Origin of the sequence: Leucobacter sp. UCD-THU (assembly GCF_000349545.1) — a bacterium.
Lineage (GTDB): Bacteria > Actinomycetota > Actinomycetes > Actinomycetales > Microbacteriaceae > Leucobacter > Leucobacter muris.
In genome coordinates, this window is sequence record NZ_KB714605.1 from 77,968 (window position 1) to 89,810 (window position 11,843).

General features: G+C 71.8%; 9 protein-coding genes. All 9 read right to left on the reverse strand.

Annotated features, from left to right (window positions below; all coding sequences use genetic code 11):
- Positions 1-109: 109 nt before the first annotated feature.
- The 9 genes from mfd to H490_RS32915 all read right to left on the reverse strand — a co-directional run bounded on the left by mfd (position 110) and on the right by H490_RS32915 (position 11,749).
- Positions 110-3,805: a transcription-repair coupling factor gene (mfd, locus tag H490_RS29840; RefSeq protein WP_017885192.1), complete on the reverse strand. Its 3,696-nt coding sequence runs from the start codon at positions 3,803-3,805 to the stop codon at positions 110-112.
- The gene (gene pth, locus H490_RS29845; protein ID WP_051066258.1) at positions 3,802-4,425 is read right to left on the reverse strand and encodes an aminoacyl-tRNA hydrolase; all 624 of its coding nucleotides are present in this window, start codon (positions 4,423-4,425) and stop codon (positions 3,802-3,804) included. Before pth ends, mfd begins: the two co-directional genes overlap by 4 nt.
- A gap of 112 nt (positions 4,426-4,537) precedes the next feature.
- Positions 4,538-5,122 carry a 50S ribosomal protein L25/general stress protein Ctc gene (locus tag H490_RS29850; RefSeq protein WP_017885194.1) on the reverse strand — a complete coding sequence of 195 codons (585 nt, stop codon included), beginning with the start codon at positions 5,120-5,122 and terminating at the stop codon, positions 4,538-4,540.
- Positions 5,123-5,307: 185 nt separating this feature from the next.
- Complete coding sequence (locus H490_RS29855) at positions 5,308-5,853, reverse strand: CE1759 family FMN reductase (RefSeq protein WP_017885195.1); 546 nt, start codon at positions 5,851-5,853, stop codon at positions 5,308-5,310.
- Positions 5,850-6,725 carry a DUF1684 domain-containing protein gene (locus H490_RS29860; RefSeq protein ID WP_017885196.1) on the reverse strand — a complete coding sequence of 292 codons (876 nt, stop codon included), beginning with the start codon at positions 6,723-6,725 and terminating at the stop codon, positions 5,850-5,852. The genes H490_RS29855 and H490_RS29860 overlap by 4 nt, the downstream gene beginning before the upstream one ends.
- Positions 6,722-7,897, reverse strand: coding sequence for an LLM class flavin-dependent oxidoreductase (locus H490_RS29865; RefSeq protein WP_017885197.1), 1,176 nt, complete (start codon positions 7,895-7,897; stop codon positions 6,722-6,724). Before H490_RS29865 ends, H490_RS29860 begins: the two co-directional genes overlap by 4 nt.
- A 34-nt stretch (positions 7,898-7,931) precedes the next feature.
- A complete protein-coding gene (locus tag H490_RS31245) occupies positions 7,932-9,038 on the reverse strand; it encodes an LLM class flavin-dependent oxidoreductase (RefSeq protein WP_017885198.1) in 1,107 nt (368 codons plus the stop codon).
- Positions 9,039-9,107: 69 nt separating this feature from the next.
- The gene (locus H490_RS29870) at positions 9,108-10,766 is read right to left on the reverse strand and encodes an ABC transporter substrate-binding protein (RefSeq protein ID WP_017885199.1); all 1,659 of its coding nucleotides are present in this window, start codon (positions 10,764-10,766) and stop codon (positions 9,108-9,110) included.
- A complete protein-coding gene (locus tag H490_RS32915; protein WP_306408832.1) occupies positions 10,763-11,749 on the reverse strand; it encodes an ABC transporter ATP-binding protein in 987 nt (328 codons plus the stop codon). Before H490_RS32915 ends, H490_RS29870 begins: the two co-directional genes overlap by 4 nt.
- Positions 11,750-11,843 lie beyond the last annotated feature (94 nt).

Consider the following 11,843-nt stretch of genomic DNA (forward strand, 5'->3'; position numbering starts at 1 on the left):
CTACTGACGCCGACTGGCAGGCTCGTGAGGAGGCCCGGCCGGCCGCCACCCGCGGTCGTGGATCGGCCGGCTCGCCCGCACCCGCCGGATGCAGCGGCTCGGGCGCCGCTCACTGCGCGGGCGCGGCCTCCTCTTCGAGCAGCGTCGCGAGCACGCGCCCCGCCCAGGCGACGATGTCTCCCTCGTCGCCGGTGGCGCGCTGCCCCACTCCCGCCAGCGGACTGCGGGCGAGCGCCGTGCCGCCGGGCAGCGGGATCTGCAGCGTGCCCGTCGCCTCGGTGTAGCGCGAACCCGGGTACATGCGGTTCATGCGCATGCGGCGGGAGTCGAGCAGCTTGACGGGCTCGATGCGCAGCGCGGGGCCCGCCGCGACGACCTTCGAGAGACCGAGCTTCGCGGCGCGCCGGCGCAGCGCCGAGACCGCGGCGAGGCGCTGCACCTCGGCGGGCGGCTCGCCGTAGCGGTCGGTGAGTTCTTCCAGCACGAGGGCGACGTGGTCCTCGGGTGCCTGCGGATGAGACGCGGCCGAGAACTTCTGGTACGCCTCGAGGCGCAGGCGCTCGCTCTCGACGTACTCCTCGGGGATGTGCGCGTCGACGGGCAGCTCGAGCACCAGCTCGACGGGGCCCGTCGACTCCTCGCCCTTGAACGTGTTGACGGCCTCGCCGATCATGCGCAGGTAGAGGTCGAAGCCGACGCCGGCGATATGCCCCGACTGCTCGCCGCCGAGCAGGTTGCCCGCGCCGCGCAGCTCGAGGTCTTTCAGGGCGACCTGCATGCCAGAGCCCAGCTCGTTGTTGGTGGCGAGCGTCTCGAGGCGCTCGTGCGCGGTCTCGGTGAGCGGCTTGTCGGGGTCGTAGAGGAAGTAGGCGTAGGCGCGCTCGCGGCTGCGGCCCACACGTCCGCGCAGCTGGTGCAGCTGGCTGAGCCCGTACTTGTCGGCGCTGTCGATGATGATCGTGTTGGCGTTCGCGATGTCGAGCCCGGTCTCGATGATGGTGGTCGAGACGAGCACGTCGAACTTGCGCTCCCAGAAGTCTTGCACGACCTGCTCGAGCCGGTGCTCGCCGAGCTTGCCGTGCGCGACCGCGACCCGCGCCTCGGGCACGAGCTCGGAGATCTGCGCCGCGACGCGGTTGATCGACGAGACACGGTTGTGCACGAAGAACACCTGCCCCTCGCGCAACAGCTCGCGGCGGATCGCGGCCGTGATCTGCTTGTCGCTGCGGGGGCCCACGAAGGTGAGGATCGGGTGGCGGTCCTCGGGCGGGGTGGCGAGGGTCGACATCTCGCGGATGCCGGTCACGGCCATCTCGAGCGTGCGCGGGATCGGGGTGGCGCTCATCGCGAGGATGTCGACGTTGGTCTTGAGCTTCTTCAGCGCGTCCTTGTGCTCGACGCCGAAGCGCTGCTCCTCGTCGATGATGAGCAGCCCCAGGTCTTTGTAGAGCACGTTGTCGGAGAGCAGCCGGTGCGTGCCGATGACCACGTCGACGGTGCCCGCGGCGAGCCCGTCGATCGTGTCCTTCGCCTCTGCGTCGCTCTGGAAGCGGCTGAGGGCGCGCAGGCGCACCGGGAACCCGGCGAAGCGGTTCTGGAAGGTCTCGAGGTGCTGCTCGGCGAGCAGCGTCGTCGGCACGAGCATGGCGACCTGCTTGCCGTCTTGCACGGCTTTGAACGCGGCCCGCACCGCCACCTCGGTCTTGCCGAAGCCCACGTCGCCCGCGATGAGGCGATCCATCGGGATCGCGCGCTCCATGTCTCGTTTGACCTCATCGATGGTGGTGAGCTGGTCGAGCGTCTCGGCGTACGGGAACGCCTCTTCGAGCTCGTGCTGCCACGGGGTGTCGGGCGAGAACGCGTGGCCCTTCGACGCGACGCGCGCCGAGTAGAGCTTCACCAGTTCGACGGCGATGTCGCGCACCGCCTTGCGCGCCTTCTTCTTCGCGTTCGCCCAGTCGCTGCCGCCCATCTTCGAGAGCGGCGGGGCCTCGCCGCCGACGTAGCGGGAGAGCTGGTCGAGCTGATCGGTGGGCACGTACAGCTTGTCCTTGGGCATGCCGCGCTTGGTCGACGCGTACTCGAGCACCAGGTACTCGCGCAGCGCCTTCGCCGCGTCGCGCCCGATGCCGGTGGGCACGAGTCGCTGCGTCAGCTCGACGAAGCGGCCGATGCCGTGGGTCTCGTGCACCACGTAGTCGCCCGCGACGAGCTTCAGCGGGTCGACGACGTTCTTGCCGCGGCGGCGCGCCAGCTTCTGACCGCTCGCCGCCTGAGAGCCGACGGAGCGGCCGAAGAACTCGGCCTCGCTCGCGAGCAGCAGCGCGGCCTCGTCGCTCGCGAAGCCCGACCAGGCCGTGCCCGCCACGAGGTAGACCACACCGGGTTCGAGGCGCTCGGGCAGCTCGTCGACCATGCGGGCGGCCGCCCCTGCCTCGACCAGCACGTCGCGGGCGCGCTCGACGAGGCCGACGCCCTGCGCGGTGACGACCACCCGCCAGCCCTCGCGCAGTCGCTCGGAGAACAGGCGGATCGCGGCGCTCGTCGCGTCGGCTCCCGCCGCCGGTCGCGGGAAGGGGCCGCCGGCCACGTTGATGTGATCGGCCTCCGGGTGAGGACCGGCGCCGCCCTCGACCGGCTCGGTGGGCGAGGCGGGTTCATCCGTCGGAACGCCGTCGCCCGCGACGAAGGTCGAGACCGTCCACCACGGTCGGCCCCGGGAGGCGGCGCGCAGCTCGGAGACCGAGAGCATGCCGCTGTCTTCGGTGGGCACGGGCGCGTCGGCCCCCGCGGTGGCGGCGCTCCACGCGGCCTCGAGGAACTCGCGGTTGGTCTCGGCGAGGCTCACCGCGCGGCCCGCGACGCGCTCGGGCGACGCCACGACCACGGCGCCGCCCTGCGGCAGCAGCGCGGTGAGCGGCGCGACCCCGGGCACGAGCTGCGGCAGCAGGCTCTCCATGCCCTCGACGGGGATGCCCTGGCTCATCTTCTCGAGCAGCGAGGAGAGCGCGGGGAAGCGCGGCAGCAGCTGGGCCGCGCGCTCGCGCACGTCGTCGGTGAGCAGCAGCTCGCGCGCCGGCCACAGCTCGAGCTCGGGAACGGGGTCGCCCGCGCTGCGCTGGTCGGAGACCGCGAAGCGGCGGATCTGGTCGACCTCGTCGCCGAAGAAGTCGACTCGCAGCGCCTGCTCGGCGGTGGGCGGGAACACGTCGAGGATGCCGCCGCGCACCGCGAACTCGCCGCGGCGGGTGACCATGTCGACGCGGGTGTAGGCGCGCAGCACCAGCTCGCGCGCGACGAGGTCGAGCCCACGACCTGGGGACCCCGAGGCCGCCGGCTGCTCGCCGGGGCGGAGGACCAGCGGCTCTGCCTGCGCGGCGTGCGGCGACACGGGCTGCAGCGCCGCCCGCACGGAGGCCACCAGGACGAGCGGCTGCGACGCGGTGTGCTCACGCAGCAGCCGCAGGGCCGCGGCACGGCGACCGACGGTCTCGGCGCTGGGGCTCAGCCGCTCGTGCGGCAGCGTCTCCCACGCCGGGAACTCGGCGGTCACGGCCTCGGGCACGAGCGAGGCGAGGGCCGAGCGCAGCGCGTCGGCCTCGCGGCTGGTCGCCGCGATCACGAGCAGTGCGCCGTGGTCGCCCGCTTCGCGACGCCGCCGCAGCAGCCCGGCGATGAGCGGGGCTCGCAACCCCTCGGCGACCGAGAAGTCGGCGTCGGTCGCGACCGAGCCGTCGGCGGCGTCGAGCGCCCGCGCGAACGACGGCGACGCCTCGAGCAGCCGGTCGATGCCCCGCAGCGTCACTTGACGGCCCTGCCGTGGAAGCGCTGCTGCGCGGTGAGGAGGCCCTCGTCGACGAGCGCCTCGGCGGCGTCGGCAGCGTCTTCGAGCAGCACCGGGAGCGCCTGGCGCTCGTTCGAGCCGAACGGACGCAGCACGAAGTCTGCCGCGTCCTGCTGACCCGGCGGGCGACCGACGCCCACCCGCACCCGCAGGAACTCGGGGGTGCCGAGCGCCTTCGCGATGTCTCGCAGGCCGTTGTGGCCGCCGTGGCCGCCGCCCTGCTTCAGCTTGATCGAGTCGAAGGGCACGTCGAGCTCGTCGTGGATCACGATGATGCGATCGGCGGGCACGCCGTAGTACTTGGCGAGGCCCGAGACCGGGCCTCCCGATGTGTTCATGTACCCGTTCGACTTCGCGAGAACGAGTTTCGGCCCGCCCGGCCGCACCCGCCCCTCGGCGACGCGCGAACCGGTGCGGTGCGGTGAGAACCGGCCGCCGATGCGATCTGCCAGCACGTCGAGCGCCATCTGCCCGACGTTGTGCCTGGTCGCCTCGTACTTCGCCCCGGGGTTGCCGAGGCCGACGATCAGCCAGCTGTCATCGGACACGCGATCCTCTTTCCTTCGCTTCTGCCAGAACATCCGTCTCCCCTCGCTCACGATGATCGCAGAGACCACCGACATCCGCCCCGAGAGACGAAGAGCCCGCCGGGCGGCGACGCAGCGCCGACCCGACGGGCCAAGAGCCGGAGACCTACTCCGCGGCCTCCTCGGCGGCCTCGTCCTCGTCGCCCGCGGCGCCGCGCGGCACGACCACGTGCACGACCAGCTGGTCCTCGGGATCGAGCAGCGTCGCACCGGCGGGCAGGGCCACGGCGCCGGCGAGGATCTGGGCGCCCTCCTCGAGACCCTCGACGTTCACCTCGACGTTCTCGGGGATCGAGGTCGCGGGAACGCTGAGGCGCAGGGTGTTGAGCTCCTGCAGGGCGTTGGTGCCGGAGAACGACTCGCCGGTGACGTGCACGGGCACCTCGACCTCGACGGTCTCGCCCTTCTTCACGACGAGCAGGTCGATGTGCTCGATGATCTGGCGCACCGGATCCCTCTGCACGTCCTTGACGAGCACGAGCTCCTGGCGGCCGTCGATGTCGAGCTCGATGATGGCGTTGGCGTGACGCACGATGAGGCTCAGCGGGTGGGTCTCGACCGAGACGTGCACCGGGTCGGTGCCGTGGCCGTAGACGACGGCGGGGGTCTGACCCGCGGCGCGCAGCTTGCGCGCGGCGCCCTTGCCGAAGTTGTCGCGCGTGTTCGCGACGAGCTGGTTGGTCTCGCTCATGGTGTTCTCTCCTTGCGGGCTCGCGCCCAACTGAGGCGGATGGCCCGCCTGGTCGATGATGTCTCGCCGTGTGGCGCGTCAGAAGGGCCCGCAAAGAGGCTCTACCGCGTCGATCACGGGCGTCTGCGCGCCCCTCGCCGAAGTACAGCCATCAATTCTACACGATCTCCGAGCACCCGACGCCCCTACGTCACCGCGCGTTCGAGGCCGGTGTGCACCGCGAGCGACACGGCGGCGCGGTCGATCCTCGCGAGCAGCCCGCGGTCAGCGATCGCGCCGTCGGCGAAGTCGTCGGAGGTGGCGAAGACGCCCACCGGCGACACGGCGGCGTTGAGGTAGGTGAACAGGGGCCTCAGCTCGTAGTCGACCACGAGCGAGTGGCGCACGCTCCCGCCCGACGCGCCGAGGATCACCGGCCGGTTCGTGAGCGCGTAGGGGTCGACGAGATCGAAGAAGTGCTTGAAGAGCCCCGAGTACCCGCCTTTGAACACGGGCGAGACCGCCACGAGCACGTCGGCGTTCTCGACCTCCGCGATCGCAGCCCGCAGCGGCTCCGTGGGAGCGCCGAGGATCAGCGATCGGCCGATCTCCTCGGCGAGCTGCGCGATCTCGATGACGCTGATCTCGCCGTCGCGGTACTCCCGCACGGCCTCGGCGATCGCACGGCCCAGCACGGTGGTCTTCGACGGCCTGCTGAGGGTGCCGGAGACCACGACGATGCGCTCGCTCATGCCTCACCGCCCGCGACCCGCGTCCGGGCGCCGTCTGGACTCGCGCGCCGCACCCGGCGCTCGCCCGCCCTGATCGCCACCGGCAGCCGGTTCTCGGGGGTCGGCAGCGGGCAGACGAACTGGTCGCTGAACGCGCAGGGCGGCAGGAAGGCCCGGTTGAAGTCGATCTCCGTGCGACCGTCGGCATCGGGAAGCGGCACCGCGAGGAACCGGAAGCCGTAGGTCTCGTCGCCGTTGGTGGTGTCTCCGAACACGACCGACACCGCGTCGGGCCGCACGGTGGCGGTGAGCCGGAGCGGCTGCCCGTTCAGGGAGAACGCGAGGCTTCCGGAGGTCTCGGCCGTCTTGAGGTATCCGTCGGCGAGCTCGATCTGCCGCTGCTCGGCTCCCGGCTCGAAGCGCGCGTCGACGCGCCACGACTCGTCGGGGTCGAAGGCGTCGATGCCCCGGAGCTCTCGGCGCCCCTCTCCCTCGGGGTCGAAGACCCTGATGGCGAGCGATCCGTCGCGCTCGAACCGGCGGACCACCCGCGATCCCGCCGCGAGCTCCGGGTGCCCGTCGGCCGCGAGCACCGCGGGGCTCTCGAGCGGGGTGCCGTCGGGCAGGGCGTAGTCGCCGGGCTCGAAGTCGGAGCCGACGAGGTCTCCGCCTTGCGCGCGCCACAGGCCGGGCAGCCCGGGCACGGCGCGCGGTTCGCCGTCCAGCCAGCGCGTGAGCGCGAGCGCCGCCGTGCCGTGCGGGGCGGCGGCCGTGGCGAGGCGACGGCGCTGCCACTCGCGCCACTCCCCCGCGAAGGCGGCCCGGGAGGGGCGCGGATCCTCCGCCGAACCGGGATCCGCCGCCCCGGCAGCTTCGGCCGCGCGCGCCGTCACGACAGCACCTCGGCCCGCTCGGCGCCGACCGGATCGGCACCGACCGGCTCGGCGCCGGCCCGCTCGCCCGCGAGCAGCTCCGCCCGCCCGCGGGCCCAGCCCTCGCGCAGCAGCGGGACGACCTCTTCGATGAGGATCCGAGCCTTCTCGGCCGTCTCCTCGACGGTGTGCAGGGTCGGGTGGATGCCGAGCACCAGCTCGTCCGAGAGCAGCACCGTGGGGTCGTCGAGCAGATCCGCGGCGAGGGTCTCGGGATCGCCCCACACGAAGTTGTCCGAGAGCAGCTGATCGGCGGGCGAGTGCTCCGGGTTGACGCGGCCGAGGAGGCCAGCGTACTCGTTCCAGTGGGCTGCGCGCACCGAGGCCTCCTCGAGGGCGCGCTGCGTGGTCTCGGCGGGGTAGGCGGTGCGCGACGTCACCACGTAGGGGGTGCGGGTCTCGCCCCACGTCTCGCGGAAGACACGACGGTACTCGAGCACCGACTCGGCCTGGCGCTGCTGGAACGTGCGCCGCTGATCCGGGTGCCGTTCGGGGCCGTTGCCGAAGCGCTCGAGGATGAATCCGTCGCCGCGGCGCGCGGCGAAGCGGATCGTGTCGAGGTTCGAGCTGCCGTGGAAGAGGCGGCCCTGCAGCGCGGTGTTGGCGGGGTAGATCGAGGCGCTGCCGCCCTCGATGCGGTTGCCCTCGAGGCCCCAGTGCAGAGTGTCGATCTTGTGCTCGAAGCTGCGATCGCGGTCGGGCTCGTAGGCCTCGAACACGTGGTACGAGTCGCTCGGCACGCCTTTGCCGAGGCCGGCGAGCAGGCGGTGCCCCGAGAGGTGGTCGATCACCGAGAGCTCTTCGGCGACGCGCACCGCGTCGTCGAAGATGACGGGCAGCACCGCCGTGCCGAGTCCGATCCGCTCGGTGTTCGTCGCGAGGGCGCCGAGGAAGGCGTAGGGGGTGGGCAGCGTGGCCCAGCCGCTGCCGAAGTGTCGCGTGGCGATCCAGGCGCTGTCGTAGCCCTGCCGCTCGAGCTGCTGCACGAGCCCGATGTTCTCGCGGTAGACCGTCGAGACGTCCTCGCTCTGGTCGAGGTGCGTGATGAAGCCGATGCGCAGGCGCTCGCCGATGTCGGTGGTGCCCGCCGGGCTCCGGGTGCCGAGGGTCGGGTGCAGCGGGTGCGTGGTCATGGTCGTGTTCTCCTGATTCGTCGTGGTCCGGCCGCTACACGCGCGCCAGTCTGCTGGTCACGTCGGGTTCGCCGATCCCGCTCGTGAAGGGTGAGAGGTCCCGTGGCACGGGGCGGTCGGGGATGCCGCGGTCGACCCAGGGCGCACTCGTGCGCGGGGAGTCCGCCTGCAGGCCCGGCAGTTCGGCGGCGAAGAGCTCGATCGACTCGAGCACGTGCTGGTGCTGCACGTGCGGGCCGTGGAACTGGATGGCCGTCTCCTCGGTACCGGAGAACTGCTCGGTCCAGGCCCAGATCTTGTCGGCGACCTCGCTCGCGGTGCCCACGGCGAACGAGAGCCGCTCGGCGATCTCGTCGAAGTCGGCGCTGTCGGGGCCGCCGCGCCAGTCGGTTCTGAGATAGATCGCGGCGTACTCGCGCAGGAACTCGACCGCTCGCTCGCGCGCGATCTCGGCGGTCGGCCCGACGAGGCCCGACCGCAGGTGCACCACCTCGCCGCCGGGCACCGCTCGACGGTACTCCTCGTTGATGCGCAGCCGCTCGGCGAGCGGGAGGGGGCGCGGGATCATCAGCCGGAAGCCGTGCTGCGAGGCGAGGGGGATCGCGTTGCGGCCGGCGGCCGTCCAGATCACGTCGCTCGCCGGGCGGCCGGGCGGGGGCGAGATCTCGACGTTCGAGAACGAGTAGTGCTCGCCCTCGAAGTCGACCACGCCGTCGTCGAAGGCCTGGCGCAGGATCTCGTGGATCTCGCGGGCGCGCTGAGCCGCGTCGCCCGGTTCGAACCCCCAGACCCTCGACAGCTCCTCGGTCGTCATGCCGGTGCCGACACCGAGGTCGAGACGCCCGCCGGAGAGCGCGTCGATGAGCGCGGCCTGTTCGGCGAGACGGATCGGGTGGTAGTACGGGGCGCACGCGATCGCCGTGCCGAAGCGGATGCGCTCGGTGACGCCGCTCAGCCGTGCGATGAGGCTGAGCGGGTCGGGGATCTCGCCGCGCGAACCGAAGTGGTGCTCGGTGAACCAGGCGCCGTGGTACCCCAGGGCGTCGCCGAGCACCACCTGCTGCTCGATCTCGCGGTAGAGCCGCGCCGGAGACTGTCCCGACGACGTGTCGCCGTAGTAGAAGAGGTCGATGCGGGGCATGTGACCGTTCCTTTCGTTGGTGTGACGGGCCGGCGGGGCGAGGGCTCCGCCGGCCCGGATCGGGTGCGGCTACTGCTGCAGCCAGACGTCGTAGAAGGTGTCGGTGTAGCCCACGGCGTCGAACTTCCAGCCGCCGACCTCATCGGTCGTGCCGACGATCTTCTTGGGCACGTAGAGCGGCACGGCGTAGCCCTCGTCGAGGATGCGGTGCTGCACGACCTTCGCGGCGTCGATGCGCTCCTGCGGCTCGAGCGAGGAGTTGATGATGCCGTAGGCGGCGTCGATCTCGGGGTCGCTGAGCAGGCCGTAGTTGATGCCCGAGCCGCCGTTCGAGCTCGGGATCGCGATCGTCGTGAAGGGAAACACCGAGGTGCCCACGTCGGCGAAGCCGCGCGACGAGTCGGAGAGGTGGTGCTCGCCCTTCGCGAGCTCGGCGGTGTAGGCCGCGGAGTCGAACGGGGTGCGCACGACCTCGAAGCCCGCCTCCTTCAGCGACGACGCCACGGCCTCGCCGAGCTGCTGCCGCTGGTCGGTCTGCTGGTACAGGCTGTCGACGTACCACTGCAGGGTGAGCCGCTCGCCGTCCTTCACGCGGTAGCCCTCGTCGTCGACCTCGGTGTAGCCGGCCTCCTCGAGCAGCTCGATCGCGTGGTCGGGCTCGTAGCCCCAGCTGTCGACGAGGGTCTCGTCGAACGAGCCGGCGGGCGGGGTGTCGGGCAGGGTCGTGCTCCACGCCTTCTCGTAGACCCCCGCGTAGACGCCCTCGAGCAGCCCGTCGACGTCGATGGCCTCGCGGAAGGCGAGACGCACGTTCTTGTCGTCGAACGGTGCGAGGTTGGGGTTGAGCGCGATGTAGTAGGGCGTGCCGGTGTTGTCCTTCTCGAGCACGGTGAGGCCCGCGCCCTCGACCTCGGGGATGTTGAGCGGCGGCACCTGGTCGATCGCGTCGGCCTGCCCCGAGGTGAGAGCCCCGATGCGGGCCTGCGTCTCGGGCACGAACTGGATCACCACCTCGTCGAGGTAGGCGGGCCCCTCGTGCTCCCACGTCTCGGGGGCCCAGTCGTACTCGTCGTTGCGTTCGAGCACGAGCTGCGAGCCCTTCGTGTATTCCTTCACCTTGAAGGCACCCGTGCCGATCGACAGTTCCGGCGACGCGGCGAGCTCGGCCGCGCTGTGGTTCGCGAGCACCTCGCCCGAGTAGATGGGCCAGTGCGGGGTCGAGAACGCGTGGATCAGCGCGGCGTTGGGGCGGCTGAGCCGCACCTGGAGGGTGTGCTCGTCGACCACGGTGTTCTCGGCGATCCCCGTCGAGACGGTCGCGAGGTCGGGCTCGTTCAGCGGGCGGTCGAGGTTCTGCTTCAGCACCTCCGCGTTGAAGGGCGAGCCGTCGTGGAAGGTGACGCCCTCCCTGAGCGTGAAGGTGTAGGTGAGCCCGTCGTCGCTGATCTCCCACTCGGTGGCGAGCCCCGGGCGGTAGGTGCCGTCGTCGGCCTGCGCGACGAGGGTGTCGAAGATGGAGCTGTTGATCGAGTTGGCGTTCAGGCTCGGGATGCGCTGGCCGTCCCAGACCGGTGGCTCGGTGTTGGCGAAGTAGGTGAGGGTGCCGCCCGCGACGGGGGTGCCGCGATCGCCGCCAGGCTCGGCGGCCTGGCCGCTCGCTGAGCAGGCCGACAGCCCGAGGGCCGCGGCGAGGGCGAGGGCGGGGAGGATGAGGTGTTTCCGTTTCATGATGGGGAGATGCTTTCGTGAGGGGTGGGAGTGGTGGTGTGGGTCGGGGTCGGCGGCGAGAAGCGGAGCTTCGGGATCGCGTCGACGAGTCGTCGGGTGTAGTCGTGCTGCGGGTGCTCGAACACGGCCTGGGTGCGCCCCGCTTCGACCACCCGGCCGCGGCGCATCACGAGCACCTCGTCGGCGACGTGGCGGATCACGCCGAGGTCGTGCGAGATGAACAGCAGCGAGATGCCCGTGCTGCGCTGCAACTCGGCGAGCAGGTCGAGCACCTGCGCCTGGATCGAGACGTCGAGCGCGGAGACCGCCTCGTCGCAGACCAGCACCTCGGGATCGGTCGCGAGCGCCCGGGAGATCGCGACCCGCTGGCGCTGGCCCCCCGACAGTTCGAGGGGGTTGCGCGCGAGATGCTCGGCGCCGAGATCGACGCGCTCGAGCAGCTCGACGGCGCGGTCGCGCCGCTCGCTCCGGGGCACGCCGATCGCTTCGAGCGCCTCCGAGAGGATCGAGCGCACGTCGGCGCGCGGGTCGAAGGATCCGAGGGGGTCCTGCGAGATCGACTGGATGCGGTTGCGGCGCGCCCGGCGCTCGCGCTCGGGCGCCGTCGACCAGGCGAGGCCGTCGAGCAGCACCTCCCCCGCGTCCGGCTCGGTGAACCCGAGCACGACGTCGGCGGCGGTCGACTTGCCCGATCCCGATTCTCCGACGATGCCGAGCGTGCTGCCACGGCGCAGCGCGAACGAGACGCCGTCGAGGGCCGCGGTGCGCCCCCGCCCGGTCGCCGGTAGCGCTTGACGAGGTCGAGGGCCTGCAGCACCGGCTCGTCGTCGGCCGGTGCGGATGCCTGCGCCGATGACGCCGACGACGCCGGCGATGCGCCGGGCCCGCCCGCGGCGGGGCCCGGCGCAGGGGGCGCCGAGAGCCGCCTGCCCCGGGAGCGCTGCGAGGGGATCGCTGCGAGCAGCTGCTTCGTGTACTCGGATTCGGGAGCTCCGAGCACGCGCTCGGTGCGACCCTGCTCGACCACCCTGCCGCGGTTGAGCACGAGGATCTCGTCGGCGATCTGTGAGACGACGG

Excerpts from the sequence above, each read along its gene's own strand:
- H490_RS29870 (WP_017885199.1), bottom strand. The coding sequence starts at position 10,766 with ATGAAACGGAAACACCTCATCCTCCCCGCCCTCGCCCTCGCCGCGGCC.
- pth (WP_051066258.1), bottom strand. The coding sequence starts at position 4,425 with ATGTTCTGGCAGAAGCGAAGGAAAGAGGATCGCGTGTCCGATGACAGC.
- H490_RS31245 (WP_017885198.1), bottom strand. The coding sequence starts at position 9,038 with ATGCCCCGCATCGACCTCTTCTACTACGGCGACACGTCGTCGGGACAG.
- H490_RS29855 (WP_017885195.1), bottom strand. The coding sequence starts at position 5,853 with ATGAGCGAGCGCATCGTCGTGGTCTCCGGCACCCTCAGCAGGCCGTCG.
- H490_RS29850 (WP_017885194.1), bottom strand. The coding sequence starts at position 5,122 with ATGAGCGAGACCAACCAGCTCGTCGCGAACACGCGCGACAACTTCGGC.
- H490_RS29865 (WP_017885197.1), bottom strand. The coding sequence starts at position 7,897 with ATGACCACGCACCCGCTGCACCCGACCCTCGGCACCCGGAGCCCGGCG.